Here is a 25,352-nt window from a genome sequence, read left to right on the forward strand (position 1 = left end):
CCGCGTGACGGCCTGACCGCGTGACGGCCTGGTCCGCCGCCCGCGGGGGCGCGGTCAGGCGGTCGTCTCGTGCAGATCCGCCGCCGACACGTGGCGGATGATCTCGAGCACGCGGGGATAGGCGCGGGAGTCCCCGGACACGAGCGAGACGTGGTCCTCGTCGTTGAACATGATCATCTTGGCCTTCCCGCCGGCCCGGGTGACCGCGTCCACGTAGCGCTGGGAGTTCTCGGGCGCCACGGTCACATCGCGGGCCCCGTGCATCGCGACCACCGGTGTGCCGGGGTCGATGTTCTGGATGGGGTCGACCTTCGCGTACCTCCCCGAGACCTCCGACGGGGTGCCACCCATCGCCGTGACGATCCTCTCGTCGCCGTGGGTGGCCGCGTAGACCATGTCCAGGGGGCCGGCGATCGAGACCACCCGCGTCGGGCGGAACGCCGGCTTCGCGCCGACCTCGTCGTCGTCCAGCAGGTGCCGGGTGCCGCCCCACACGGCGAGTTGGGCTCCCGCGCTGTGTCCCACCACCAGCTCGTCGTCGGTGGTGATCTGCGGGAACCTCTTGTCCACCTCGACCACGTGGTCCAGTGCGCTCGCGACGTCGTGGAAGGTGGTCGGCCATCCACCGCCCGACCCCACCCGTCGGTACTCGATGTTGTAGACGGCCATGCCGCGGCTGGCGAGCTTGCGGGCGAGAGGGTCGAACGAGTCGGCCCCGATCTGGTCCTGCCACGCCCCGCCGTGGATGAGGACCGCCAGGGGGATCGAGTCGACCCGCTGCTCGCCGGCGGGCAGGTAGAGATCAGCCCAGTTCTGGTCCGGATCCGGGGAGCCGTGCGTGGGGTACTCGAAGCGCTGGACGGTCACCTCGTCGAGCCTGGCGGGGGCGCCCAGATCGGTCACCACGACCGGCGCCGCGCCGGTGGACACACAGGCGGATCCCACCGCCAGGACGGTGGTCAGACCCAGGCCGATCCGCGCGGATCTCCTCGTCCGGGAACAACGATGCCGCTGTGGCATGAGCACCAATTTTCTCAGGAAAAGTTCAGGTCGAAGGTGGACCGGCTCGTGCTGGATGCGTCGGCCAATCGCGTCGGTCCGGTGGGGGGCCCGGATCGGGTAATGAAATCCATCTTAGAATGCACGACGCGATATTACTAAGGAGGCCCCCGGTGTGGGAGGTGGTCCACGCCGCGAGGAGGTGGGCGACCCGGGTCCGGGGTGCTCGGAACGGGCGGGGTCCGGGGCGCGCGGAGGGGCCCGCGGGCCGGCTACCGGACGACCCGGACCCGTCCGGGTTCAGGTGCGCTCAGCGGGCCCTCGTCCTCCACGTACCGGAGCAGGGCGTCGATGTCCGTGAGGCCGGCCTCACGGCGATCCCCGCGCTCGGCGAGGGGCGAGCCGTTGAACTCCGGTGAGGCGAGGAACTCGTTGACCACGACGGTGTACTCGCGGGCCGGATCGACCGGTTCGTCGTCGACGCGGAGTTCGGTGACCCTGGCACCGACCGGTCGACGGGCATCCACGGTGTAGCTCACGTTGGACGAGACCGCCGGGCCGTTGTCGCCGATGTCGTCGGCGAAGTGGTCGAACGCCGCCTGGAGCTCCTCGCCGGTCACGGTCACCAGGTAGAGGCGGTCGCCGTAGGGCTGCACGGTGTGCAGGGTCGCGTAGTCCAGGGGGCCCTGCGGCAGGTCCGTGCGCAGCGAGTCCGGGTTGGACAGCGCGAGCTGTGCGCCACGGCCCCGCGTGGCGTGGAGCTGGCAGTCGGCGATGACGTCCGCCAGGGGGGACTCCCCGTTGGCGTCCATCCGCCGGGGGATCGTCTCGGTGGCGGAGCCCAGGGGGGTGCGGGCCGCCGGTGCGGCGGCGGCACCGGCCTGGCGCACGAGCTCCTCGGTGCCGGGGTCGGGTTCGATGTCGAGGTTCACCGTCTGGTTGAACGCCGAGGTCTGCGGGCGGATCACGTCGCCGGTGGCGGGGTCGACGGCGAGGTCGACGACGGTGACCGACCGACCGTGGGACGCGGGCGCCACCACCACCCGCTCGTCGTTCTCCGCGTCCCGCACCCGGCAGGTCGCGGGACCGCCCGAGGCGCCGACGATCAGCGCGTCGACGGCGGGGTCCAGGCGCTTGACCAGGTCCAACTCGGTGAGTTCGTCGGGGCAGGCGCCGGGGTCGAGGTTGCCGTGCACGGTGGTGGACTGCACCAGGCCCACGATCGCCTCCACGCCGAGGAACTGCAGCGCCTCCACGGTCTCGTTGACCGCCTTGACCGGGTCGGCGAGCCGGGTCGTCGTCTCCGGGGCGCTGTCGGAGGGGAGGGTGACGGCCACGACCCCCACGCGGACGTCGCCGATGCGGTGGATCGCGAACGGGAAGGTGGGAGCCGCGTCGGGGGAGGGGAAGACGTTGGAGGCCAGGAACGGGAAGGCCGCGCCGCGGAACGGTGGCAGGGGCGGGTCCACCCGGCAGTCCTGCTCGGTGCGGCACCCCGGACGGACCAGGGAGCGGACGTGGTCGGCCCCCTTCTCGAGCTCGCGCCTCCCGACTCCGGCGCCGTCCACGCCGAGACGGTTGAAGAACTCGATCGTCGGCCGGTCGCCCAGCAGCGCCGCCTCCGGAGCGGTCCCACCGATCGAGTCACCGGTGGCCAGCAACATCGCGTCACCGGCCTGGTCGCGCAGCTTGCCCACCGTGGCGGCCAGGTGGGCCCCACCGCCCGCCGGCCGTACGTTTCCCGAGCCGTCCCGGAGCTGGCCCTGGAACCCCACCGGCCGGGTCAGCGCACCGGAGAACTCGCCGATGCCGAGGATGCGCACCGACTGCGTCTCCTCCGAGGGCGTCCAGGGTCGGCCGGACTCGCCGGTGCGGGCACCGGCGAGCGGGGTGCCGGCGAGGGTGAGGACCAGGGCGCCGATGGCCACGATCACCAGCGTGACGATCGCGGTCCGGCGGAGCGAGGGGGAGCCCGGTCCGTGGTGGTCTGCCGGGGATGGTGAGCCGGACCATACTCGGGTGCCGACCAGCGAGGAGTTCATGTCGTCCCATGAACTCTGCTGTCTCATCCGGCTCCTTCGATGTCCTTCGGTGTCGATCCGTCGCTGACACGCGTGATCACCAGCGGGAGCACCGCTCTGCGCACGCGAACCTTGCCCACTGTGCCGGTGTGAGGTCACGGGAGCCCGCCGGAACAGTCACGTTCCGGTCACAAAAGCGCGTGCGGCGGCCAGGAGGCGGTCGTTCTCCACGGGGTCGCCGATCGTCACCCGCACCCCGTGGCCGGCGAAGCACCTGGTGACGACGAGGTGGTCGCGGCAGTGCGAGTCGAATGCGGCCGCGGCGTCACCGAGCGGCAGCCACACGAAGTTGGCCTGGCTCTCCGGCACGGCATGGCCGAGATCGATCAGCGCGTCCCGGACCCTCGTGCGTTCGGCCACCACCGCATCCGTGCGGGCGCGGAGCTCGTCGCCCGCGTCGAGGCAGGCGATCCCGGCGGCCTGGGCGAGCGAGCTCACCGAGAACGGGACGACCATCTTCCCCACGGACACCACCAGGTCCGCCGGCCCGGTCAGGTAGCCCACGCGCAGCCCCGCCAGGCCGTACGCCTTGGAGAACGTGCGCAGAGCCACGACGTTGGGCCTGGCCATGGACTCCGCCACGCCGTCGACCGGGTCGTCGGATCTGAGGTACTCGTAGTACGCCTCGTCCAGCGCCACCGTGACCCGCTCCGGAACGCGGTCGAGGAACGCGGTGAGCTCGGCGTGGGAGACCGCCGGCCCGGTGGGGTTGTTGGGAGTGCAGACGAAGATCAGCCGGGTCCGGTCGGTCACGGCGTCGGCGATCGCGTCGAGGTCCAGGGTGCCGTCGGCCCGGTTCGGGACCGGGACCGGGACGGCGTGCGCGATCCGCGCGATGATGGGGTAGGCCTCGAACGATCTCCAGCCGTGGAGGACCTCGTCCCCGGGTGCGCACACCGCCTGGACGAGCTGCTGGCACAACGCCACCGAGCCGCAGCCCGCGGTGATGTTGCGCGACGGGATCCCGAGGAACTCCGACAACCGGGACACCAGCGCTCCGGCGGTGATGTCCGGGTAGCGGTTCACCCCGGCCGCGGCGTCCACGATGGCGGCCGCCACGCTCGGCAGCGGTCCCGCGGTGGTCTCGTTGGAAGCCAGTTTGACCGCTCCCGGGACGGTGGCGCCGGGGACGTAGGAGGGGATGGCGTCGAGGTCGCTGCGCACGTCGGGGGACATGCGTACAGAGTAGGACCACCGGATGACGGCGGGGTGTCCGGCCGTTTTGCGCACCGCGCCGACCGGTGTGTACTGTTATCCCTCGTTGGCTCAGCAGAGCCTCCAGGAGGCGTGCCAGAGCGGCCGAATGGGACTCACTGCTAATGAGTTGTCCTCCTTAAAGGGGACCGGAGGTTCAAATCCTCTCGCCTCCGCCATGCCGGAGCACCGGGTGACCGGTTGAACTGGCACGACAGATGAATAATGCGCCCGTAGCTCAATGGATAGAGCACTTGACTACGGATCAAGAGGTTAGGGGTTCGAGTCCCTTCGGGCGCACAGCAGCGGTACCGGCAGCGCCCTCGTCCACGCGGACGGGGGCGTTCGTCGTTCGTCCCTCCACCGATGCCTCACCGGGCCGCGGCCGTGTCCCGCCGATGCGCCCGGAGGGTCTCGACCTGGTCCCAGATCACGATCACCCAGACGGTCGCGACGACACTCCATCGGATCGCCGCGGCCGGCAGCTCGTCCCCGCCGGCCGAGACGAGGTCGGGGTGGATCACCGACTCCTGGGTCAGGACCAGGACCGTGAGGAAGGCGCCGAACACGACGTCGGTGACCACCTCGAGGGCCAGTCGCCGCCGGGACCTCCCCGGGCGGGCCAGGCGCCGGATCTGCACCAGCGCCAGCGCCCCGATCAGGGCCAGGTAGCCCGCGAGCCAGACGGTGGGGATGTCCGGGTTCACCACCGTCTCGCCGCCGTTGAGGTGTCCGATGTAGAGGAACGTCGACGGCACGAAGGGCACGGCGGCGAGCAGCGCGAGGAGGTTCAACGAGACGATCGCGTCGATGCGGGTGTCCGGCCGGACCCGCGGATGGTCGAGTTCCGACGGGTCCCACGCGGTCGACGTGGTGAAGGGGTTGCGGCCCCCCTCGGGCGTGGTCCGCTCGACGATCACCACGAGCAGGGTCCAGGCCGCGAACGCCCACAGCAGGGCGGACACCACCCCGCTGACGACCTCACCGATGAGGCCGCCCAGTTCGGCCTGCGGGGCCGTCACCACGTAGACGATCGCGCTCGTGAGTGCTGCCAGGGCGCCGACGATCGGCATGAGCCAGCGCAGGACACGCAGCCACGCCGGGTAGACCTCGGGCCCGATGAGGTAGTGCCGTGCGCCCGAGTAGCGACGCGCCAGCGCGGCGGGGTCACCGAGCCGACCGAGCACGGCGCGCTCGATCGAGTCGGGGTCGGGAGCCGCGGCGCCGTCGCCGTGCCGGTCGAGCTCGGCCGCGACCATGTCGTCGATGGTCGCGGCGATCTCTGCGGAGATGTCGTCGCTCGTGCTGTCCGGCAGCCGCCGGACCACCTCGGCGATGTAGCGATCGGTCAGTGTGGACATCACGTCTCCGCCTTCCGCAGATCGGTGTAGGAGGCGCCCAGCGCCTGCCATTCGGAGTGGAGCAGCTCGGCGGTCTGGGCACCGAGCGCGGTGGTCTCGTAGTACTTGCGGGGTCGGGGTTCCTCCGTCCGCCACGTGGAGGTGAGCAGCCCCTGCCCCTCCAGGCGGCGCAGCAATGGGTAGAGGGTGTTGGCCTCGGTCGAGATCCCGGCCTCGGCCAACGTGGTGAGCAGGGCGTATCCGTAGCGCGGTCGCATGCAGGCCAGCAGGCTCGCCAGCACCACCGAGCCGCGCCGGAGCTCCTGCAGGTGGGTCGCCAGCACCGCGTCCACGCCGTCGCTCATGCCTCACACGGTACTGTGTGGCACACAGTATGGGAAGAGTGCGCCGCACAGGCACCCGGCTCGTGGCCGGAACGGTGATCGTCGGCGTGGGGGAATGCCCGCCCGCCGTCGCCCCCGCCGCCGGATGTCGTGCGCGGGGGTCGGGGGTGGGGCCGACGGTACGACGACGACGAGACCGGCCGCTTCGTAGGCTGTGCCGATGTCCCAGCCCGCTCGAGATGCGCTCCGCCGCAACGCCGGCCATCTGGCGTCGGTGGCCCTGGTGATCATGTGGAGTTCGGGCTATGTCGGCGCGGAGCTCGGGACCCGGACCGGTGGGACCTCGCTGCAGCTGCTCGGCTGGCGGTTCTCGATCCTCGGGCTCCTGCTGCTCTCGGTCTGCCTCGTGCTCCGGGTGCGGTTGACCGACCGGAGGGCGTGGGCGAGGCAGGCGGTGCTGGGTCTGTTCAGTCAGGCCGTGTTCCTGTTCATGATCTTCGAGGGTGTCGCCCGCGGCGTCGACGGCGGGACGGCGGCGCTGATCGCGGCGCTGCAGCCTCTACTCGTGGCGACGGTCGCGGGCAGGTTCCTCGGGGAACGGACCACACCCGTCATGTGGATCGGCATGCTGCTCGGAATGGCGGGCGTCGTGGTGGTGGTCTCGGGCGGCCTGGGTGCCGGCAGCGCCCCGTGGTGGGCCTACCTGTTCCCGGTGGCCGGGATGCTGAGTCTGGCCACGGGGACGGTCCTCACCCAGCGTCTCAGGCCCACGGAGACCCTCCTCCAGTCCATCACCATGCAGTCGGTCGTCGCGGCGGTGGCCCTGGTCGCCGCGATGCTGCTGGCCGGGCAGGGCGCGGTGCCGGCCGAGCCCGAGTTCTGGGTGGCGGTGGCCTGGCTGGTGTTCCTCTCCACGCTCTGCGGGTACGTCCTCTACGTGTTCGTCACCCGCACCAGGGGCGCCACGGTGGCCAGCGTCCTGCTCTACCTCACCCCGCCCACCACCATGGTGTGGGTGTGGCTGATGTTCGGGGTGCCGATCACTCTTCTCGCGGTGGTCGGTATGGCGGTCAGCGCGGTCGGCGTGATCCTGGTGCTGCGGTCCCGGGCAGCGGCGCAAGCCCAGCGCGACCGCCGGTAGGGCTCGGCAGGGAGCCTGTGGACGGGGCGGCCCGGACGGGAGACTATTCAGGGGTGAACCCGGAACAGCCCGACCACGTCCAGCGCATGCTCGCCGACCTCGACGCGAGGCTCGGGCGGATCACCGCCGAGGTGGCGGAGGTACGGAGCGGGCTGGCGGCGCTCGGTCGGCAGACGCGGCCCGTGCAGCCGACCCAGCCCGTGCCGCCCGTGCAGCCGACCCAGCCCGTGCCGCCGACCCAGTCCGTGCCGCCCGGGCATCCGGCCCAGCCCGCCCCGGGGGCGACTCACCCCGACCCCCGCCCCGCCTACGCGCAGCCCTCCGGCCCCGGGCGGGATTCGGTGTGGCGAGCAGGAGCCCCGCAGGCCGGTGGCCCCGCGCTCGGCGGGTACCGCCCTGCCGGCCCGGTGGACGGGCCCCGCCCGCAGTCCGGCCCCGGCCCCGCCGGCCCTGCCGCCCCCGGCCCCGCCGGGCCCGGGTGGACGCGGCGCTCCGCGGAGACCCGACCCCGCCGGGCGCCACGGCTCACGGCGGCCACGGTGATCGCCGCGATCGGCGGCTCCGTGATGCTGGCCGGGATCGCGTTCCTGCTGGTGGTCGCCATCCAGGCGGGACTCTTCCCACCGATCGCCCGGGTGGTCGCCGCAGCGGTACTGGCGCTGGTCCTGGTCGGGCTCGGGTTGTGGTTGCAGTCCCGCCACGAGGCCACGCCCGAGCGCCCGATCAACCCCGGCGCGTTGGCCCTGGTCGGCACCGGTCTGGCAGCGGCCATGCTCGACGTGATCGCCTGCACCACTCTCTATCAGTGGATCCCCGTGCCGGCGGCGTACATGTTCGTCGGCGGGCTGGCGCTCGCGGGGATGGCGCTGGCACAACGATGGTCCTCGGGGCTGCTCGCCTGCCTGGTCTCGGCCGGCACGATGGTGCTGGCCCCGTTCATCTCCACTGGCGTCGAGCTCCCTGTCTTCCTGGTGATCCTGGCCATCGCGACCGCCGTACTCGGCGCCGAACTCGGGATCGCGGTCAGGGTGGTGTGGTCGGTCTTCCCGGCACCGGTCCTCGTGGGCTACCTCACGCAGACGCACCTCCACGACCGGGGCGAACAGGTCGCGCTGATCGTGGCGGCCCTGGTCTTCGCCGCCGTGGGCGTCGGGGTCGCCTGGGTCGACTCCGTGCGCCGCCGCCCGGCTCCGGAGAACGCGGCCCTCGTCGTCGTCCCCACCGCCGTCCCCCTGCTGCTCCTCTCCGGACTCTTCCTCCTGCGGCCGGGCTGGCCGGTCGGCGTGATCCTCGCCGCGGCCTATCTCACCGTCGCGGTGGTGGCCGGACGTCGAGCCCACGAACCGGGACCGGTGCTGCTGTCCGCCGTCTCGGGGGTCGTGGGCAGTGCGCTGCTGTTCGGCGCCTGGGTGGAACTGGGCGGACGGGAGATGACGAGCCTCGCCCTCACCCTCAGCGCCACCGGCTACGTCGTGGCGGCGGGCCTGTGGGGTCGCCGCTGGGCGGACTGGGTGGCCGGCGTCGGCGCCGCCATCGCGCTGGCCGTGTACCTGGTCGTCAACGAGCCGTTCCTCGCGCTCGACGAGAGTCTGGCGGTCCGCGAGCTGACCTACTGGGACGTGGTGGCGGCGCTCGCGGTCACCGCGCTCGCCGTGGCCGCGACGTGGTGGGCGTCCCGGCGGGTGCCCCGGCAGGCCTCCAGGGTGGTGATGGCGGGTGCCGTCGCGGCGCTGTTGGCCTTCTCGGTGATGGTGGTGGCGGCCGGAGTGGTGATCGGTGACCTGGCGGGCGCGGCGCGCAACGGCTTCCTCGTGGCCCACCTGGTGGTCACCGTGCTGTGGATCAGCTGCGCGGCCTGGTTGATCCTCACGCCGAGTCCCCGGCTCTCGGACGCCCGCAGGATGGGTTTCGTCCTGGGGTCGCTCGCGCTCGCCAAGTTGTTGTTCCTCGACCTTGCCACGCTGCCCGGCCTGTTCCGGGTGCTGTCCTTCATCGCCGTGGGCGCGGTGATGTTGGCCGTGGCCGTCCGCTACCGGGGCGGCACGGACGGCGGGGGCACGCAGGGCGGCGGCACGGACGGCGGGGGCACGCAGGGCGGCGGCACTCGGGGCGGCGGCACGCAGGGCGGCGGCACTCGGGGCGGCGGCACGGACGTCGGGGGCGTCCAGGGCGGCGGTACGGGGGAGAACGGTACGGACGGCCGCGGTGGGCCCTACTACCGCAGGGACACCGAGCCGTCCGGGAGCGGATCCCCCACGTAGACGCGGAAGGCGCGCGGTTCCGCGCCGGACATCAGGACCTCGACCTCGGGGTGGTCGACCTCGTCCGGATCGTCCGAGGGCAGGCTCCAGACCACTTCTCCGGAGTCGGTGAGTTCCTTGAGAGCGAGGCGCGTGGCGCGCACCCACGTCACGTGCCGGAGTGCCGGCTCGTCGCGGAGCTCGTCCTCGGCCATGCCCTCCCGGAGGTCGACCATGAGACGTTCCCCGTCGGGAGCCTCGTACGCGGTGCACACGTGGTCGACGAGGACGGACAGTGGCCATGACGGACCGGAGCCGAGCAGATCGACGATGATCATGCGCGCATCGCCGACCTGGCAGGCCGTCGGTGTGGTGAGGACGTGGAGCCTGTCGGCCACGTCCTCCGTGATCTCGATGAACTGAACGGTCATGGTGAACCCCTGTTCCGGCGCGACGGTCGACGGCGGGCCCCGAGGCGCGGCCCGGGCCGTCCCGACTGTGACGTAGATCATACAATACGTCGGTGGCCGACGAGTCTCGGCCAGATGACGATCCCGGAAACAAGCACGTGGGATCCCGTCGGAACCGCAGGTCAGTCGATAGGGTCGACCGCGTGACCACTCTGCAGACCGGGCCCTCGGACGACACCACCGCTGGGCGGTCCGACGCCTTCTCGCTGTCCTACTCCGGGTTCGATCCCGGCGAGGAGGGGCTGCGCGAGACCCTCACGTCGACGGGCAACGGCTACCTCTGCACGCGGGGCGCGGCCGAATGGGAGGACGCCGACGGGGTCCACTACCCCGGGACGTACGTCCACGGCCTGTACAACCGCGCGACCACCATGCTCGGCGGCGTCCCGGTGCACAACGAGGACCTGGTCAACCTGCCCAACTGGCTGCCGCTCAAACTCCGGATCGGCGGCGCGGAGGTGCTCCGGCTCGCAGAAGTGGAGATTCTCGACTACAGCCACGAACTCGACCTCCGGTCGGCCACACTCACCAGGCGGCTGCGGTTCCGGGACAGGGAGGGCCGGGAGACCGGGTTGGTCAGTCGGCGGTTCGTCTCGATGGCCTCGATGCACCACGCCTACCTCGAGTGGACCATCACCCCGCTCAACTGGTCGGGTTCGGCAGAGGTGGTCACCGCGCTTGACGGTCGGGTCACCAACGACGGCGTGCCCCGCTACCGCCAGCTCGAGAGCGACCACCTGCGCCCGGGGAGCACGCTCTTCCCGGAGCCCGAGGTCATCGCCATCAAGGCACACACCCGGCAGTCCGAGGTGGTCGTCAGTCTGGCGGCCCGGACCCTCGTCCACACGGCCGGGGAGAAGATCGACGTACCGCGGGCGGATTTCCGGACCTCGGACTACATCCAGCAGACGCTGAGCCTGGACCTCGAGCGCGGCGTCGCGGTGACGATCGAGAAATCGGTGTCGCTGTTCACCTCGCGCGACCCCGCCACCGGGGACACCATGACGCGCGCGCACCGGTCGGTGGTCCGCGCCCGGCCCATCGACGCCGCCTACGCGCACCACTGCGAGGCATGGGGCCGGTTGTGGCAGGCGTGTGACATGCGGGTGTTCGGCGACGACGAGGTGCAGCACCTCCTGCGGGTCCACATCAGCCACATCCTGCAGATCTGCTCCCATCACACCGCGGACCTGGATGCGGGGGTGCCCGCCCGCGGGATCAACGGGGAGGCCTACCGCGGCCACATCTTCTGGGACGAGCTGTTCGTCTTCCCCTTCCTCACCTTCCGGACCCCCGATGTCACCCGGGGACTGTTGATGTACCGCTACCGCCGCTTGTCGGAAGCGCGGGCGGCGGCCGACGCCGCCGGGTACGAGGGCTTCATGTTCCCGTGGCAGAGCGGGTCGTTGGGGACCGAGGAGACCCAGGAGGTCCACCTCAACCCGATGTCCGGGCGCTGGGACGAGGACCTGTCCCACAACCAGCGACACGTGAGTGCGGCCATCTTCTACAACGTCTGGCAGTACGTCACGCTCACCGAGGACACCATGTTCCTCGAGTACCGGGGGGCGGAGATGATGCTCGGCATCGCCCGCTTCTGGTCGTCGATCGCCCACTACTCGCCGGAGCGGGACCGCTACGAGATCCACGGCGTGATGGGGCCGGACGAGTACCACGAGAAGTACCCCGGGGCGTCGGAGGCGGGGCTGCGGAACAACGCCTACACCAATGTCTTCGTGGCCTGGATCTGCGACATCGCCGCGAGCCTGCTCGACCTCCTGCCCGAACCCCGGGCGGACGAGGTGCGCGCGCGGCTCGAACTGCGCGACGAGGAGGTCACGCGGTGGAAGGACATGAGCAGGAAGATGTTCGTCCCGTTCCACGACGGGGTGATCAGCCAGTTCGAGGGGTATGAGGACCTCGTGGAGCTGGACTGGGACTCCTACCGCGCCCAGTACGGCGACATCCAGCGGTTGGACCGGATCCTCAAGGCCGAGGGGGACACCCCCGACCGGTACAAGCTCGCCAAGCAGGCCGACGCCGTGATGCTGTTCTTCCTCTTCAGCGACTCCGAACTCAGGCGCATCGTCAGGCGACTCGGCTACGACTTCCCCGCCGACGCCGCCAGGCGCACCATCGAGTACTACGACCGCCGGACCTCGCACGGCTCGACCCTGTCCTACATCACCCACGCCGGTGTGCTGGCCCGCTTCGATCCGGACGCCTCGTGGGAGCGGTTCAAGGTGGCGTTGGCCAGCGACGTCAACGACATCCAGGGTGGCACCACGCGCGAGGGGATCCACATGGGGGTGATGTCCGGGACGGTCGATCTGGTCCAGAGGTTCTACGCGGGCATGCGGGTCAGCGGCGGGATGCTGCGCCTCGACCCCAACCTGCCCAGCGGAATCGACGGGGTGTCCTTCGACATGACCTACCTGCGTTCCCCGTTGACGGTGACGGTGATGAGGGACCGCGTCACGGTCCGGCACCGCGACGGGGTGATCGACGCGACCCCCGTCAAGGTCCGGGTGGGTCGGGAGGAACGGATGGTCGCGGTGGGTGGCGAGGAGACGTTCAGTCTGACGTGACGCCCGGTCAGTCCGACACGACGCCCGGCCCGGTGGGGGACGCGGCCGGGTACGGCCGCCGGCCCGACGTGGCATCGTGCCTCGCCCGGCGCCGTTCCTCTCGCTCCCGGTGGCGGGCGGCGTGGCGTTCCCTCTCCCGCTCGGTCTCCACCTCGTGGTCGTACGGGTTCCCCCGGAAGCGACGGATCGAGTAGACGATGAGGACCAGGCCGATCAGTCCGGAGGCGATCAGGCTCCCGCCGGTGCCCCATCCGCCGATGAACCACCAGGCGGGGTCGAAGGGCCACCACCGTGGCGCCGGTGGGTGCTCGCCCCAGTAGATCCCGAGCCCGACCAGCCACGCCACGCCGAGCACCGACGCGGTGATCCTCGGCCAGGTCTGCACCCCGCGGGACGCGCCCTCGAGGGCCATCCGTTTGACGGGGTCGACCCGCTTCTCGAACCACTCGTACTGCTGGGAGAGCACCACCATGCCCGCGAAGAGGGTGAGCAGCCCGGGGCCGGGGAGGAACAGGGCGGCGATGCCCAGCACGACGAGGGTCCACCCGATTGTCTCGAGTGCGAGGCGCTTGGCCGCGACGTAACCGAGTCTTCTCACCAGACCATGGTGGCAGAGATCGGCCGGGGCGGTACCGCGGCGAGGTCAGGCCGGGACGGGGGACCCGAACGCCCGCGCCGCTCGGACGCCCGCCTCGAGGTCGACCTCGGGCCACCCGTCGGGGGAGTGCAGGACGGCGGCCAGATCCCGGGCGGACAACCGTGCACCCGCCGAGAGGAGCGCGTCGACCGCGCCGGCCGTGGGGGCGTCGAGGAGGGTCTCGTCGGCCAACTCGTCGACGATGTCCCGTACGGCCGCGGCGGTCACCGGGTAGATCTCCGGGTCGAAACCGTCGTCGGTCGGCTGGTCCAGCCTCCACCACGTAGCCCCGTCCCAGCCGTACAGGAAGCCCAGGTAGAGGCCCTTGGACCGGGCGTGCTCGACCCCGCGTCGCCACCACCCCGGAGCGTCGCCGACGAGGTCCGTCCCGGCCTCTCCGGCGCGACCGCTGCCCTCCGTGAGGGAGAACTCGTGGTGCCAGCCGGCCAGGAGCGCGCGCCCCTCTCCGGGCCGGACGAGGGCCAGCCACATCCCCTCCGCGCCGGCCCAGTGCAGGGCCGAGGGTGTGGGCGTGGAGTGCTCCAGGCCCACCGCGGCGCGCACGGCGGCGTCCACGGCGAGGAGGGAGGCGATGTCGTCGGGCGTCGAGTCCAGGTCCACGGGGAGCAGGGCCATGCCGGTCACCCTAGGCCACCGCGAGGGCTCGGTCGATTGCCCGCCGGTGAACACTCGGCGAGTCCGGGGTGGACGGACGGGCCGCTGTCGAGGGCCGCGGGGCGCCCGCACCGGGTCTCCGCCGCGTGTTCACGGGCGCGACACCTGAACAGTACGTTCCTGTTTCCCCCGGATCCTAGCGTCGTAGCCCGCGCGCCGGAAGGGCCGGCCGCGGGGAGAGGACACCGGAACAATGGCAGAAACCAGCATCGATCGCCGGCGATTCCTCGTCGGCGCGGCCGCCGTCGGCGCGGGGGTGTACGTCGCCGGCAACCTCACCGGGACCTTCACCGGCGCCGGAGCCACCGCGAACGCGACGGGCGTCGGCACCGAGGGGTACGGGGACCTGGTGCCGGACCCGAACGGCCTGCTCGATCTGCCGGAGGGCTTCACGTACTCGGTCGTCACCCACGCGGGCGAGCACGCCATGGAGGGCGGCGCGACGTCCCCGTCCGATCCCGATGCCGCCGGGTACTTCCCGGCCTCCGGCCCCCTCGGCTCGCTCTCGGGAGCACTCGGTTCGCTCGGTGACCTGGTGGGCGCGGGGGGCGGCTTCCTCATCCTCAACCACGAGATCGGCGGCAGCGAGCCGCACGTCGTGCCGGTGACCGAGGGCATCACCTTCGACGATCAGGCGGGTGGAGGCTGCACGGTGATCGCCGTCGACTCCCGGGGCGCCCGCAGGTCGCAGTACGTCGGCGTGGCCGGCACGGTGAACAACTGCGCGGGCGGCGTCACCCCGTGGGGCACGTGGCTCACGTGCGAGGAGACCGAACTCCGGGCCGGCGGCAGATCGCTCGCGGGAAAGACCGCGTCGGTGGACCACGGCTGGGTCTTCGAGGTCTCGCCGGACCCGGCGCTCAACCGGGCCCAGGCCACGGTGCCGCTCAAGTTCCTCGGTCGCTTCGCCCACGAGGCCGTCGCGGTGCACCCCACCACCGGCGTCATCTACCTCACCGAGGACGCGGGCAGTCCCAACGGCCACGTGTACCGCTGGACCCCGCCGGCCGGGTTCCGTCCCGGCACCGGTTCGCTCGCGGAGCTCGCGCGCTCCGAGGGCGGTGACACCGCCGGGACGTTCGAGATGATGCGGTGCGTCTCCGGCGGCACGCACGTACCGGACCTGTCGGTGGCCACCACGGTCGGCACGACCTACCAGGTCGAGTGGGTCGACGTCCCGGGCCGCGACCGGCTCGCCGAGACCACCTCGATCCGCAAGCAGTCCTACGCCGATCGCGGAACCCGCTCCCGCAAGCTCGAGGGCGCGTGGTGGAAGGAGGGCGCGTACGTGGTGGCCTCGTTCGCCCGGATGGGGGACGGTTCGGCGGCCGAGCACGACGGACAGGTCTGGCGCATCGCGCCGGACGGCGCGTCCATCACGCTGTACTCGATCTTCGGCAGGAACCCGGACCCGTCCGTCGAGCTCGCGGACGGCGGGAGCTTCGACGGCCCGGACAACATCACGGTCTCACCCCACGGCGGCGTCGTGATCTCCGAGGACGGTTCCGGGATCCAGCACGTCGTGGGCGTCGACGAGCGTGGCCGGGCGTACCCCATCGCCCGCAACCGCGTGAGCAACTCGGAGTTCGCCGGCCCGGTGTTCAACGAGGACGGTTCGGTGATGTTCGTGTCGATCCAGGGTGACGGCTACACCTTCGCGGTGACCGGCCCCTGGGCGCGTCTGGCCGGGAGTGCCGGGGCCGGCACCGGTTCGCTCGGCAGTGCGGGTCTGGGAGCCTGAGCCCCCTCGCCCCGGCAGGACGCGTCCGCGCCGCCACCCCCGCAGCCGGGGAGGTGGCGGCGCGGGGCGGCGTGTTCGACGGTCCGGCTGCGGCGACACCTGTCGACTCCTACGGTGTCACCATGGACAGTGTGACCACAGACGACGGCGTTCCCTCCGGCCCACGGCTACCCGGCCTGGTGCAGGCCCTGCTCACACTGTCGGCCCCCGCAGCCGTCTTCCCGGCGGCCGCCAGACGGTACGGGGTGCCGTTCAAGCTCGACCTGATGCCCAGGGGACGGACGGTGGTCGCCGTCGCCGATCCCGCCGACGTCAAGGACGTCTTCGCCGGCTCGCCGTCGGTCTTCCACGCGGGCAAGGGCAACGAACTGCTGCGTCCGCTGTTGGGGGAGCACTCTCTCCTCCTCCAGGACGGCGACGAGCACGCGCGCGCCCGCCGGCTCCTCGCGCCGGCGTTCGGGCGCCGCGAGATCGAGGGGTACCGCTCGCTGGTCGAGGAGGTCACGACCGAGCAGTTGGATCGCTGGCCGCGATCGGGCCGGGTCCGTGCGCACATCCTGTTCAACGAGCTCACGCTCGAGGTGATCCTGCGCGTGGTCTTCGGGGTGACGGACTCGGCCCGTCTCGACCGGATCAGGCCGATCGTGGCGCGGGCGGTGGACGCCGGGCCGGTGGTGATGATCGGAATGGGCATCATGCCGCTGCGCCGGTTCCGGCCGTGGAGCCGACAGGTCCGGGACCTCGCGACGATCCACGCCTTCCTCGGTGAGGAGATCGAGGCGACCCGCCGGGACCCGGCGCTGTCCGGGCGGCGGGATCTGCTGGCGCTGCTGGTGCGGGCGTCCGCCCAGGACGCCCAGGGGTTGTCCGATCAGGAACTGCGCGACCAGCTGATGACCCTGGTGGCCGCCGGACACGAGACCACCGCCACCGCCATGGCGTGGTCGGTGCTCGAGCTGGCCCGGCACCCCGGGATCCAGGACCGCTGTGTGTCCGAGATCGCCGCCGGCGGTACGGAGTACCTCGACGCCGTGCTCAAGGAGTCCCTGCGACTGCACCCCGTGGTCCCGATGGTGATGCGGGAGCTGCAGGAGCCCGCCACCGTCGGCGGCCGCACCTACCCGCGGGGGATGACCATCTCGCCGTCGATCATCCTGGCCCACCGCGCGCCGGCCGCCTACCCCGCGCCCAAGGAGTTCGACCCCGGCCGATTCCTCGGCGACGTCCCGACCCCCACAACCTGGCTGCCCTTCGGCGGCGGTGCCCGCCGGTGCATCGGTGCGTCCTTCGCGATGATGGAGGGCGAGGTGATCCTCCGGCAGGTGTTGGAGCGCTACCGGCTCGACCGCGTGGGCAGTGGGCACGAGTGGCCCAGGGCGCGGAACGTGACGCTGTATCCCTGGCGACGCGCACGGGTGGAGCTGCGACCGAGGTGACGCCGGGTCGCCGCGACGGGCCGGTGATGTGCGTTTCGGTGGAGATTTTCATACCGTAGGAGGGGTGAACGCTTCCCAGTCGCCCTCGCCGCAGGTCGAAGCGCCTCGCGCCTCGGCTCCCCGCATGTACACGTGGATCTCCGAGACCGGCAGGGTGATCGAGCAGGTGAGACTCGTCCGGAAGGGCGAGTCCTCCCGCGCCCGGGGCCGGATCGTCTCCGCCGCGCATCCCGATCACCAGGCGTTCACGCTGGAGTACCAGGTCGAGATCGGATCGGACCTGGCCCCTCACCGGGTGCAGCTGACCGTGTCCACCGAGGAGTACGAGCGCACCATCGACCTGGTCCGCGATGCCGAGGGCTCCTGGCTCCTGGACGACCCCTCCGACACCCGCTCCCGCGTGGGCGGCGACGGGGTGGTCGACGTGGACGTGACGTTCAGCGTGTTCTTCGCCAGCGTGATCAGCCGACGGCTCGGACTGCACTCGCAGCCCGGTTCGATCGAGCAGCGGGTGCTCTCGGTGGACTCCCTGACGCTCGACGTCACCGAGGACTCCGTCACCTTCTCCAGTGACGACGAGAAGGTCCACGGGATCACCGCCACCGCCGCCACGAGCGCGACCGTCGACCCCGACGGGTTCATCCTCGACGTCACCGGGCTCAGTCGGCGGGTCTGACCTCCCGCCCGGCGGCCCCGGCGGCGCGGAGGTCCGCGAGCCAGCCCGGCGCCCCCGGGGTCACCGACACGGCCGCGTCCGCGCGCACCGCCTGCGCCCGCTCGTAGGCACGACGCGCGCGGTGCCCCTCGTCGACGAGCGCCCCGAGCGACCCCTCGCCGGCCAGTGAGTCGCGGGCGGCCGTCAGATCCGCCAGGCACTCGTCGAGGACGGTCACCAGCGCGTCCCGGTTGGGTTCGCAGATCGCCCGCACGAGGTCGGGCGCGGTGCCCGCCACGCGGGTGCCGTCGCGGAACGACCCCGCGGCCAGGGCAAGGGCGAGGTCTCCCCCCCGGGCCCCGGCCGAGGCCAGCGCCTCGGCCACCACGTGACCCAGGTGGGAGATCCTCGCCACGGCCGCGTCGTGGTCGGCGGAGGTGGACGAGACCACCCGGGCGCCACAGTCCACCGCCATCCGGGCCACGCGGGACCAGGTGTCGGGATCGGCGTCGTCGTCCGCGGCCACCAGCCAGGTCGCCCCACGGAAGAGGTCCGGGTCGGTGGCCGCCCAGCCGGAGTCCGCCGTCCCCGCCATCGGGTGGCCGCCCACGAACCTCGCGCCCAGCCCCCGTTCGCGCACCGCGGCCAGGACCGGCCCCTTGACGCTCACCACGTCGGTCAGAGCGGCCCCGGGTGCGTGCTCGGCCACCGCGTCGAGGACCGCGCCGAGGGCGGGCAGGGGGACGCCGACGACGACGAGGGCGTCCGTCCGCGCGGCCCGGCGGAGCGTGACGGCCAGATCCGTCGAGACGTGGAAGCCGGCCGCCGTCGCCGCCTCCGCGCCGGGGGTCGAGCGATTCCACCCGAACGCCCGATCCGGGCCCAGGACCCGCAGCAACGAACCGCCGATCAGGCCCGCTCCGAGCACGCACACGTCCGTCACCGCCGCCACCTGACAAGGTTCTCACAGCAGACTACGGTTGGGCCCATGGCCAGCACCTCCGACCGAAACACCCGCGACAGCGACAGCGACGACGACGCCGTCACCGGTTCCGCTCTCGGGGTGTTGCAGGCGGGCGGTTCATGGCAGATCACCAGACTCGATGACACCGCGCTCACCAGTCTCGACGACGCCGCGCGGCAGGTCCGCTCGCTGCGCACCGAGGGGGCGTCGTTCGGCCTCGTCGACGTCGATCACGAGTTCTTCGTGATCCTTCGTCCCGGCCCGTCCGGGATGCGGCTCATGCTCTCCGATGCGACCGCGTCCCTCGACTACGACCTCGCGGCCGACGTGCTCGACGAGCTCAACGTGGAGCTTCCGGACGAGGATCTCGAGGACGCCGACCCCTGGGGCGAGGGCGACATGGCGATCCTCGAGGACGTGGGGTTGCCGCCGGGGGTGTTGGAGATCATCGTGTCCGAGACCGACCTCTATGCCGACGAGCAGCTGCAGTCGCTGGCCGAGAGGATGGGTTTCGGCGAGGAGCTCGAGCGGCACCTGCCCGACTCGTGAGGCGGTCATGCTCGTGAGGCGGTCACCCCTGTGACCGCGCCCATGTCACCGACGTCGCCCCGGTCCGAGGACGAGCGGTTGGTACGGCGGGCCCTGGCGGTCGCCGGAGACACCCCCGAGGGTGATGTGCCGGTCGGCGCGCTCCTGGTGGGTCCGGACGGCCGGGAGCTGGCCGTGGCCACCAACCGGCGCGAGGCCGACGGTGACCCCTTCGCCCACGCCGAGATCCTGGCCCTGCGCGAGGCGGCCCGGGTGCTGGGTGACGGGTGGCGCCTGGAGGACTGCACCCTCGTCGTGACCCTCGAGCCGTGCACGATGTGCGCGGGAGCCGCGGTCGCGGCGCGGGTGGGCCGCGTCGTCTTCGGCGCGTGGGAGCCCCGCACGGGGGCCTGCGGATCGCTCTGGGACGTGGTCCGCGACCGCCGGCTCGTCCACCGCCCCGAGGTCCGGGGCGGGGTGCTCGAGACCGAGTGCGCCGCGCTGCTGGAACAGTTCTTCCGCGCTCGGCGGTAGCGGCGCCCCCGTACGGCGGTGACGGGATCGTGACCATGGTCCGGTGGAGGCCCGGCGAACATCTCCGTACGGTGGATCGGGAGAGGCGCCGGGCACCGGCGCCGCGATCGAGAGGAGCACCACATGGGTGTGGGAGACAAGTTCTCGAACAAGGCCGAGGAGCTCGGCGGCCGCGCCAAGGAGTCGGCCGGCGCCGCGACCGGCGACCGTGACCTCCAGGCCGAGGGCCAGGCGGATCAGGGCAAGGCCGGCATCAAGCAGGGTGCCGAGAAGCTCAAGGACAAGGCCAACGAGGCCGCGAGCAAGCTCACCGGCAACGACAAGGCCTGATTCGCCCCGGCGAGCAGGCGATTTCCGCCTGCGGCCGCTCGTGAAGTAGCCTGATCGGCGGTGGCGTGTCCGAGCGGCCGAAGGTGCAGCACTCGAAATGCTGTGTTGGGTAACCCCCAACCGTGGGTTCAAATCCCACCGCCACCGCCACGGGGAGAGCCCCGGAACTCATCGGAGTTCCGGGGCTCTCCCCATGTCGGGCCTCATCTCGGGCCTGATCTCATTCCGCGTCGTCACCCGGGAAGACGTCGGCGACGAAGTCCGGCAGGGCGGCGACCGCCCGGAGCGTGGTGATCGCGGAGTCGATCACGGTCTCCTGGGGCAGCCCGGACTCCTCGCCCAGCAGCGCCAACTCCTCGACACCGGCCAACCAGGCGCGGGTGAGCACCAGGGCCATCGGGCCGGGTCGGACCACCCCGATGCTGTGGAGGATGCGCAGGCTGATGGTGCGGTGCATCCCGTCCACGACCTGCTCGAGGACCGGGTCCACGGACCTGCCCGACCGCAGGACCGCCACGTAGTTGTCGCGCCGCCGCTGGATGTAGCGCACCAGTGCGGTGATGATCGCCCGGGTGCGGTCCTCCGCGCTGGCCCCCTCCGGCACCTCGGTGAGCGACAGGACGTGGTCGGCGGCCGCGTTGACCACCGCCGTGAGGTAGTTCAGTTTGGTGGGGAAGTAGTGGAACAGCAGGCTGCGCGAGACCCCCGCCCGCTCGGCCACGTCATCCATCGACAGCGCGTGGAACGGCACCGTCTCCAGGAGTCTCACTCCCAGGACCACCAGTTGGTCGCGGCGCTCGTGCCGGGAGAGCCGTCGGCCGCTGGTACCGGGCATCGCTCACCTCGTCGTCGTCGATTCCTGCCGTCGTCGATTCCCCCCATCGTAGGGCCAGGGCCGGCCCCCCGGACCGTCGTGCCACGATGGGACACATGTCGGATCACACGCCCCCCACCCCACGCGCGACGACCTTCGACGTGGGGTCCCGGATGGTCCTCGACGGCACCGCGGGGGGCCGCACCGGCGTCATCCACACCCCGCACGGCGACATCGCCACCCCGGCGTTCGTGCCCGTCGGCACCAAGGCCACCGTCAAGACCCTCACCCCGGAGCAGGTCCGCTCGACCGGCGCGCAGGCCGTCCTGGCCAACGCCTACCACCTGTACCTGCAGCCCGGCCACGACGTGGTGGACGCCGCCGGCGGGCTGGGGGAGTTCATGCGCTGGTCCGGGCCCACCTACACCGACTCCGGGGGCTTCCAGGTGATGAGCCTCGGGGTGGGCTTCAAGAAGGTGATCGAGATGTCGGCGGGCGCGGCCGGGGCCCCGGACGACTCCGCCACCAACAAGGGCCAGGGGAGGCTCGCGAAGGTCGACGAGGACGGTGTCACCTTCACCTCGCACCTCGACGGGTCGCCGCACCGGTTCTCCCCGGAGGTGTCGATGCGGATCCAGCACGGTCTGGGGGCCGACATCCTGTTCGCCTTCGACGAGCTCACCACGCTCATGAACACCCGCGAGTACCAGGAGAGGTCGGTCGAGCGCACGCGGCGTTGGGCGCAGCGGTGTCTCGACGAGCACGAACGCCTGTCGGTGGAGCGCGGGCACCGGCCCGGTCAGTCACTGTGGGGCGTGGTCCAGGGCGCGCAGTTCGAGGACCTGCGGCGGCAGGCCGTGCGCGGGCTCGTGGAGATGAGCGACCGCGCCGAGGAACAGGGGCGCCGCGGGTTCGGCGGCTACGGGATCGGCGGGGCGCTGGAGAAGGAGAACCTCGGCACCATCGTGGGCTGGTGCACCGAGGAACTGCCCGAGGACCGGCCGCGCCACCTGCTGGGGATCAGCGAGCCCGACGACATCTTCACGGCGGTGGAGAACGGGGCCGACACGTTCGACTGTGTCGCGCCCACCCGGCTCGCCCGCCACGGCGGGATCTACACGCTGGACGGGCGGGTCAACGTCACCCGGGCCCAGTTCCGGCACGACCACAGCGCGCTCGACCCCGAGGGGCCGTCCGAGGTCTCGCGGGAGTACAGCCGCGCGTACCTGCATCACCTGTTCAAGGCCAAGGAGTTCCTCGGGTCGACCCTGCTCACCCTGCACAACCTGGCGTTCGTGGTGCGGCTGGTCGACGAGGTGCGCGCCGCGATGGACGCCGGGCCCGACGAGTACCTGGCGTACAAGTCCCAGTTCCTGGGGCGGTACTACTCGACGTAGCACCGCCCGCGCCTTACCCGGTCGGCGTCCGCCGGGCCCGTGCGCGCCTTCCTCGGGGGACGTCCCGCGGGGCCCGTCCGCGCCGATGACGTACGCGCCCTCTTCGGCTTATGCGGCCCCCCTGTCAGCCGCCGGAAGGGGTGCGCGCCGTCTCTGGACCATTCCGGACGCGCACCTCGGGTGAGGCGTCAGTGTCGGTCGCAGTCGCGCAGTCGCGCAGTCGCGCAGTCGCGCAGTCGCGCAGTCGCGCAGTCGCGCAGTCGCGCAGATGCGTGGAAAGCTGTCGGCATGGACCTTGGCGAGACTCTGGACGAGATCGATGCGATATACGCTCAGCGAACCGCTTTCGGAACCAATCCGATGGCGCCCACAGCTCCTCTGGGACCCTTTAGTCAGGCGGCGATGCAGGCCGCCGAGAATCTCCTGGTCAAAGCCCTAGACCGGATGGGGAGCGGCGAGCAGGACGCGGCGGAGCGACTGATGGGACGCGCGGCCGAGATCCCGTTCGATGACCACGAGGGGGTGTGGCCGGGACCCGAGGTGGCCGCGGATTTGCTCTACAACCTCATCGCGGACCATTCGGAGTTGCTCGCCGAGTTCGAGTTTGACGACGAGGGGAATGAACCCCCGATCGAGGTCCACCTGGGTATCCGGGAGATCAAGGGCCGGTTGAGCCCAGGAGAGGGTGAGGCACTGCGTGAGGTAATGCGTGAGATCCTGACGGTCGCGGGCGAGTACGGGATCGATCGCCACCAAGTGGGGCGACTGCGCGAGGTGCTCGAACTCCTGCCGCGGGGGGAGTACCACCGCGAGCTTCCAGGCGACGCCACGACCCAGCAGCGGCTGGACTCGATCGCCGCCGCGTGCCGCGTGTCTGCACTACTCCTCGAGACGTTCTACGGGGAGTACTGAGCCCGGGGTAAGAGAGTCAGCCGTCGAAGTAGATCGAGTGATGCAATGAGCAGCCCGGGTTGAACGGCGCCCTGCAGGCCGGGCACCCGTGTGCGTTCAGGTACTCGGTGATCGACAGCGTGGTCCGGCAGACACCGCACAGGATCGCCGGGGCGTCGAACTCGGCCCGCGGCCACGCCGAGACCGCGTGGTCAGCGGCATCGGCGTGGCAGCGGAAGCACGGGTAGAACTCCCGGCAGCAGTGGAAGCGGATCGCCACCACGTCGAGGGGCCCGCGGTAGTGGACGCAGCGGGTCTGGTCGTCGACGGTGGCGCCGAGCACCCGTATCGATGCGCCGCTCCCGTCGCGCCCGACGCCCGAGCCGCCGCCACCCGCGCCCTCGTCGTGGGAGGTCATGCCCTCGAGTCTGCCAGGGGCGATCGCGCCACGGTCGATCCGGCCAGGGCGGTCTGATAGCTGGGCTCGCGCTTCTTGATCCACGCGATCACGACGTACGTCACCGGCAGCAGGACCGCCTCGACGAGGGTCTTCCAGACGAACCCGATCACCACGTAGTTCCAGTAGTCGCCCGACCCGAGGACCATGCCCAGGGCGGGTGCCGCGATGGTGCAGAAGACGATGGTGTCCGCGAGCTGGCCGACCACGGTTGAGCCGAGCAGCCTGGCCCACAGGGTCTTCTCACCGGTGCGGCGCTTCATCCACACCAGGACGTAGCTGTTGAGCAGCTCGCCCACCACGTAGCCGGCCAGGCCGGCCAGGAAGAACTGCGGGATCACGCCGGCGACGGCCTCGAACGCGTCCTGGTTCTCGTAGAACGGGGCCGGCGGCAAGTGGACGGTGAACGTGAAGCTCAGCGCCGCCAGCGCCAGGACGGCGAAGCCGGAGAGGACGACACGGCGCATCGCCTTGAAGCCGTACACCTCGCTGATCACGTCGCCCAGCACGTACGCCAGCGGGAAGAGCAGGAAGGCGCCGTCGGTGACGAGACCGTCGAGGCTGAGGAACCCGAGTTCGAAGCTCAGGTCGGGGAAGAGCAGGACGCCCTTGGTGCCGGTGACGTTGCTGATGAGCATGACGCCCACGAACAAGGCGATCAGGTAGCCGTAGTACGGGCTGGCGACGGTGGCGAAGACCGCGCGGTCGGTGCCGCTGCGGTCGTCCCGGGCGTCGGGGGCGGGGCTGGTGGGGGTCGGGTCGGACATGGTCGGGTCGGAGGAGTCCCGGGTGCTGCGCGCCGGCTCGGGAGTGGTCCCGTCCGGCCGCCCAGGCCCGCGAGGATCAGGGTTCTGCTGCGATGAAGTGGTCACGGGCGTCGATTATCCGTGCAGACGCGCCCGACCGGCGAATCCACCGACCGCCCGACGCCCGTCGTCTCGAACGTCCGGGTTCGACGGTCAGGCGACGACCCACGGGCCGGACCGCAGCGACCCGGGAGTGACCACCCCTCGCAGGGCGTCGATCGAGTCCGCGCCGGGCGGTCCACCGAGAGACGCCACGATCCGGGCCACTGCCGCCCTCGTCGTCGTCCCCTCCAGCGCCAGGTCGGCCAGGGTCACCGCCCCGTCCCGCTTGGCCAGGCGCTCGCCGGCGGCGTTGACCGCGAGCGGGACGTGGACGTACTCCGGCCGGCGCAGGCCGAGGAGGTCGGCCAGATAGGCCTGGCGGGGTGTGGAGGGCAGGAGGTCCTCGCCGCGGACCACCTGGTCCACGCCCTGGTCGGCATCGTCGACGACGACGGCGAGGTTGTACGCCCACACGCCGTCACCGCGTCGCAGCACCACGTCGTCCACAACGCCTGTATAGGGGCCGTGGACCAGGTCGTCGACGGTGAGCTCGGGGATGCCTGCCCGCAGCCGCAGGGCCGGCACGCGGCCCGGGCCGAGTGCCTCTCGGCGGGCTGTCCGCTCGGCCTCGGTCAGGTTCCGGCAGGTGCCGGGATATGCGCCGGGCGGGGAGTGGGGGGCACGGGGCGCCTCGGCGATCTCTCGGCGCGAGCAGTAGCACTCGTAGACCAGGTCGGCGCCGGCCAGACGGTCTGCGGCCGCGGCGTAGGCCTCCGCGCGCTCGGATTCCCACATGATCTCGCCGTCCCAGTCGATCCCGATCGATGCCAGGTCCTCGAGCTGCCGCCCGGCCATGCCGGGGCGGGCGCGCGCGGTGTCGAGGTCGTCGACGCGCATGCGGAACGCGCGACCCGAGTCGCGGGCCAGCACCCAGGCCACCACCGCGGTGCGCAGGTTGCCCAGGTGCAGGTCGCCCGACGGGCTGGGGGCGTACCGGCCGGCGCCGCGGGGAGGGTTGCTGGCGGGGGAGTCCACGTCCTCAGGGTAG

The 25,352-nt window shown here is 71.6% G+C and carries 24 protein-coding genes and 3 tRNA genes; 14 read left to right on the forward strand and 13 right to left on the reverse strand.

Annotated features, from left to right (window positions below; genetic code table 11):
• Positions 1–54: 54 nt before the first annotated feature.
• From CEY15_RS02390 to CEY15_RS02400, 3 genes are all read right to left on the reverse strand, one after another.
• On the reverse strand, positions 55–1,020 hold the full coding sequence (locus CEY15_RS02390) for an alpha/beta hydrolase family protein (protein ID WP_095717194.1): 966 nt from the start codon (positions 1,018–1,020) through the stop codon (positions 55–57).
• A gap of 251 nt (positions 1,021–1,271) precedes the next feature.
• Positions 1,272–3,068, reverse strand: coding sequence for a bifunctional metallophosphatase/5'-nucleotidase (locus CEY15_RS02395; protein ID WP_095717123.1), 1,797 nt, complete (start codon positions 3,066–3,068; stop codon positions 1,272–1,274).
• Positions 3,069–3,197: 129 nt separating this feature from the next.
• Positions 3,198–4,256: a pyridoxal phosphate-dependent aminotransferase gene (locus CEY15_RS02400; RefSeq protein WP_095717124.1), complete on the reverse strand. Its 1,059-nt coding sequence runs from the start codon at positions 4,254–4,256 to the stop codon at positions 3,198–3,200.
• A gap of 105 nt (positions 4,257–4,361) precedes the next feature.
• Between CEY15_RS02400 and CEY15_RS02405 the strand changes: the two genes are divergently transcribed.
• Positions 4,362–4,453 (forward strand) — tRNA-Ser (locus tag CEY15_RS02405).
• 48 nt (positions 4,454–4,501) lie between these two features.
• Positions 4,502–4,574: transfer RNA gene (locus CEY15_RS02410), tRNA-Arg, on the forward strand.
• Positions 4,575–4,645: 71 nt separating this feature from the next.
• Here CEY15_RS02410 and CEY15_RS02415 read toward each other — a convergent pair.
• Positions 4,646–5,635 (reverse strand): HAAS signaling domain-containing protein, encoded by a 990-nt coding sequence (locus CEY15_RS02415; RefSeq protein ID WP_095717125.1) that lies wholly within the window; start codon positions 5,633–5,635, stop codon positions 4,646–4,648.
• Entirely contained in the window at positions 5,635–5,979 is a 345-nt protein-coding gene (locus CEY15_RS02420; protein WP_095717126.1) for a PadR family transcriptional regulator, read from the reverse strand. The genes CEY15_RS02415 and CEY15_RS02420 overlap by 1 nt, the downstream gene beginning before the upstream one ends.
• 199 nt (positions 5,980–6,178) lie before the next feature.
• On the opposite strand from CEY15_RS02420, the gene CEY15_RS02425 reads away from it, so the two are divergent.
• Both CEY15_RS02425 and CEY15_RS02430 read left to right on the forward strand, forming a co-directional pair.
• On the forward strand, positions 6,179–7,099 hold the full coding sequence (locus CEY15_RS02425) for a DMT family transporter (protein WP_017838267.1): 921 nt from the start codon (positions 6,179–6,181) through the stop codon (positions 7,097–7,099).
• A gap of 53 nt (positions 7,100–7,152) precedes the next feature.
• Positions 7,153–9,360 carry a DUF2339 domain-containing protein gene (locus CEY15_RS02430; RefSeq protein ID WP_095717127.1) on the forward strand — a complete coding sequence of 736 codons (2,208 nt, stop codon included), beginning with the start codon at positions 7,153–7,155 and terminating at the stop codon, positions 9,358–9,360.
• Here the strand turns inward: CEY15_RS02430 and CEY15_RS02435 are convergent.
• Positions 9,315–9,770 carry a hypothetical protein gene (locus CEY15_RS02435; RefSeq protein WP_042330231.1) on the reverse strand — a complete coding sequence of 152 codons (456 nt, stop codon included), beginning with the start codon at positions 9,768–9,770 and terminating at the stop codon, positions 9,315–9,317. The two genes, CEY15_RS02430 and CEY15_RS02435, sit on opposite strands and share 46 nt — an antisense overlap.
• A gap of 182 nt (positions 9,771–9,952) precedes the next feature.
• Here CEY15_RS02435 and CEY15_RS02440 point away from each other — a divergent pair, with 182 nt between their 5' ends.
• A complete protein-coding gene (locus CEY15_RS02440; RefSeq protein ID WP_095717129.1) occupies positions 9,953–12,397 on the forward strand; it encodes a glycoside hydrolase family 65 protein in 2,445 nt (814 codons plus the stop codon).
• Between the two features lie 7 nt (positions 12,398–12,404).
• Here the strand turns inward: CEY15_RS02440 and CEY15_RS02445 are convergent, their stop codons facing one another.
• On the reverse strand, positions 12,405–12,995 hold the full coding sequence (locus CEY15_RS02445; protein WP_095717130.1) for a PGPGW domain-containing protein: 591 nt from the start codon (positions 12,993–12,995) through the stop codon (positions 12,405–12,407).
• Positions 12,996–13,040: 45 nt separating this feature from the next.
• On the reverse strand, positions 13,041–13,670 hold the full coding sequence (locus tag CEY15_RS02450) for a hypothetical protein (protein WP_095717195.1): 630 nt from the start codon (positions 13,668–13,670) through the stop codon (positions 13,041–13,043).
• A gap of 232 nt (positions 13,671–13,902) precedes the next feature.
• Here CEY15_RS02450 and CEY15_RS02455 point away from each other — a divergent pair, with 232 nt between their 5' ends.
• The 3 genes from CEY15_RS02455 (at position 13,903) to CEY15_RS02465 (ending at position 17,562) form a co-directional block, all read left to right on the forward strand.
• Positions 13,903–15,450, forward strand: a complete 1,548-nt coding sequence (locus CEY15_RS02455) for an alkaline phosphatase PhoX (protein WP_095717131.1) — start codon at positions 13,903–13,905, stop codon at positions 15,448–15,450.
• A gap of 131 nt (positions 15,451–15,581) precedes the next feature.
• On the forward strand, positions 15,582–16,886 hold the full coding sequence (locus CEY15_RS02460; protein WP_245847143.1) for a cytochrome P450: 1,305 nt from the start codon (positions 15,582–15,584) through the stop codon (positions 16,884–16,886).
• A 64-nt stretch (positions 16,887–16,950) separates the two neighbouring features.
• On the forward strand, positions 16,951–17,562 hold the full coding sequence (locus CEY15_RS02465) for a putative glycolipid-binding domain-containing protein (RefSeq protein ID WP_245847146.1): 612 nt from the start codon (positions 16,951–16,953) through the stop codon (positions 17,560–17,562).
• Here CEY15_RS02465 and CEY15_RS02470 read toward each other — a convergent pair.
• Positions 17,546–18,484, reverse strand: a complete 939-nt coding sequence (locus CEY15_RS02470; protein WP_095717133.1) for a prephenate dehydrogenase — start codon at positions 18,482–18,484, stop codon at positions 17,546–17,548. The genes CEY15_RS02465 and CEY15_RS02470 overlap by 17 nt on opposite strands.
• A 45-nt stretch (positions 18,485–18,529) precedes the next feature.
• Here CEY15_RS02470 and CEY15_RS02475 point away from each other — a divergent pair, with 45 nt between their 5' ends.
• The 4 genes from CEY15_RS02475 (at position 18,530) to CEY15_RS02490 (ending at position 20,047) form a co-directional block, all read left to right on the forward strand.
• The gene (locus CEY15_RS02475) at positions 18,530–19,054 is read left to right on the forward strand and encodes a tRNA adenosine deaminase-associated protein (protein WP_095717134.1); all 525 of its coding nucleotides are present in this window, start codon (positions 18,530–18,532) and stop codon (positions 19,052–19,054) included.
• 42 nt (positions 19,055–19,096) lie between these two features.
• Complete coding sequence (locus CEY15_RS02480) at positions 19,097–19,567, forward strand: nucleoside deaminase (protein ID WP_095717197.1); 471 nt, start codon at positions 19,097–19,099, stop codon at positions 19,565–19,567.
• A 123-nt stretch (positions 19,568–19,690) separates the two neighbouring features.
• Positions 19,691–19,897 carry a CsbD family protein gene (locus CEY15_RS02485; protein ID WP_017838254.1) on the forward strand — a complete coding sequence of 69 codons (207 nt, stop codon included), beginning with the start codon at positions 19,691–19,693 and terminating at the stop codon, positions 19,895–19,897.
• A 59-nt stretch (positions 19,898–19,956) separates the two neighbouring features.
• Positions 19,957–20,047, forward strand: a tRNA-Ser gene (locus tag CEY15_RS02490).
• Positions 20,048–20,117: 70 nt separating this feature from the next.
• On the opposite strand, the gene CEY15_RS02495 is transcribed toward CEY15_RS02490, so the two are convergent.
• Positions 20,118–20,732 carry a TetR/AcrR family transcriptional regulator gene (locus tag CEY15_RS02495; protein WP_095717135.1) on the reverse strand — a complete coding sequence of 205 codons (615 nt, stop codon included), beginning with the start codon at positions 20,730–20,732 and terminating at the stop codon, positions 20,118–20,120.
• A gap of 95 nt (positions 20,733–20,827) precedes the next feature.
• Here CEY15_RS02495 and tgt point away from each other — a divergent pair, with 95 nt between their 5' ends.
• Positions 20,828–22,108 (forward strand): tRNA guanosine(34) transglycosylase Tgt, encoded by a 1,281-nt coding sequence (gene tgt, locus CEY15_RS02500; protein WP_176474993.1) that lies wholly within the window; start codon positions 20,828–20,830, stop codon positions 22,106–22,108.
• Between the two features lie 402 nt (positions 22,109–22,510).
• On the forward strand, positions 22,511–23,020 hold the full coding sequence (locus tag CEY15_RS02505; RefSeq protein ID WP_017836325.1) for a hypothetical protein: 510 nt from the start codon (positions 22,511–22,513) through the stop codon (positions 23,018–23,020).
• Positions 23,021–23,036: 16 nt separating this feature from the next.
• On the opposite strand, the gene CEY15_RS02510 is transcribed toward CEY15_RS02505, so the two are convergent.
• The 3 genes from CEY15_RS02510 to gluQRS form a co-directional block, all read right to left on the reverse strand.
• Positions 23,037–23,417 (reverse strand): CHY zinc finger protein, encoded by a 381-nt coding sequence (locus tag CEY15_RS02510; protein WP_017836326.1) that lies wholly within the window; start codon positions 23,415–23,417, stop codon positions 23,037–23,039.
• A complete protein-coding gene (locus CEY15_RS02515) occupies positions 23,414–24,223 on the reverse strand; it encodes a queuosine precursor transporter (RefSeq protein WP_095717136.1) in 810 nt (269 codons plus the stop codon). Before CEY15_RS02515 ends, CEY15_RS02510 begins: the two co-directional genes overlap by 4 nt.
• A 192-nt stretch (positions 24,224–24,415) precedes the next feature.
• Positions 24,416–25,339, reverse strand: a complete 924-nt coding sequence (gluQRS, locus tag CEY15_RS02520; protein WP_095717137.1) for a tRNA glutamyl-Q(34) synthetase GluQRS — start codon at positions 25,337–25,339, stop codon at positions 24,416–24,418.
• Positions 25,340–25,352: the final 13 nt, after the last annotated feature.

This window comes from Dietzia natronolimnaea (genome assembly GCF_002289575.1).
GTDB classification, from domain to species: domain Bacteria; phylum Actinomycetota; class Actinomycetes; order Mycobacteriales; family Mycobacteriaceae; genus Dietzia; species Dietzia natronolimnaea_A.

What these genes read in the sequence shown, in the direction of transcription:
- CEY15_RS02390 (WP_095717194.1), bottom strand. Translation starts at nt 1,020, where the DNA reads ATGCCACAGCGGCATCGTTGTTCCCGGACGAGGAGATCCGCGCGGATC.
- CEY15_RS02395 (WP_095717123.1), bottom strand. Translation starts at nt 3,068, where the DNA reads ATGAGACAGCAGAGTTCATGGGACGACATGAACTCCTCGCTGGTCGGC.
- CEY15_RS02400 (WP_095717124.1), bottom strand. Translation starts at nt 4,256, where the DNA reads ATGTCCCCCGACGTGCGCAGCGACCTCGACGCCATCCCCTCCTACGTC.
- CEY15_RS02415 (WP_095717125.1), bottom strand. Translation starts at nt 5,635, where the DNA reads ATGTCCACACTGACCGATCGCTACATCGCCGAGGTGGTCCGGCGGCTG.
- CEY15_RS02420 (WP_095717126.1), bottom strand. Translation starts at nt 5,979, where the DNA reads ATGAGCGACGGCGTGGACGCGGTGCTGGCGACCCACCTGCAGGAGCTC.
- CEY15_RS02425 (WP_017838267.1), top strand. Translation starts at nt 6,179, where the DNA reads ATGTCCCAGCCCGCTCGAGATGCGCTCCGCCGCAACGCCGGCCATCTG.
- CEY15_RS02435 (WP_042330231.1), bottom strand. Translation starts at nt 9,770, where the DNA reads ATGACCGTTCAGTTCATCGAGATCACGGAGGACGTGGCCGACAGGCTC.
- CEY15_RS02450 (WP_095717195.1), bottom strand. Translation starts at nt 13,670, where the DNA reads ATGGCCCTGCTCCCCGTGGACCTGGACTCGACGCCCGACGACATCGCC.
- CEY15_RS02455 (WP_095717131.1), top strand. Translation starts at nt 13,903, where the DNA reads ATGGCAGAAACCAGCATCGATCGCCGGCGATTCCTCGTCGGCGCGGCC.
- CEY15_RS02475 (WP_095717134.1), top strand. Translation starts at nt 18,530, where the DNA reads ATGGCCAGCACCTCCGACCGAAACACCCGCGACAGCGACAGCGACGAC.
- CEY15_RS02480 (WP_095717197.1), top strand. Translation starts at nt 19,097, where the DNA reads ATGTCACCGACGTCGCCCCGGTCCGAGGACGAGCGGTTGGTACGGCGG.
- CEY15_RS02485 (WP_017838254.1), top strand. Translation starts at nt 19,691, where the DNA reads ATGGGTGTGGGAGACAAGTTCTCGAACAAGGCCGAGGAGCTCGGCGGC.
- CEY15_RS02495 (WP_095717135.1), bottom strand. Translation starts at nt 20,732, where the DNA reads ATGCCCGGTACCAGCGGCCGACGGCTCTCCCGGCACGAGCGCCGCGAC.
- tgt (WP_176474993.1), top strand. Translation starts at nt 20,828, where the DNA reads ATGTCGGATCACACGCCCCCCACCCCACGCGCGACGACCTTCGACGTG.
- CEY15_RS02505 (WP_017836325.1), top strand. Translation starts at nt 22,511, where the DNA reads ATGCAGGCCGCCGAGAATCTCCTGGTCAAAGCCCTAGACCGGATGGGG.
- CEY15_RS02510 (WP_017836326.1), bottom strand. Translation starts at nt 23,417, where the DNA reads ATGACCTCCCACGACGAGGGCGCGGGTGGCGGCGGCTCGGGCGTCGGG.
- CEY15_RS02515 (WP_095717136.1), bottom strand. Translation starts at nt 24,223, where the DNA reads ATGTCCGACCCGACCCCCACCAGCCCCGCCCCCGACGCCCGGGACGAC.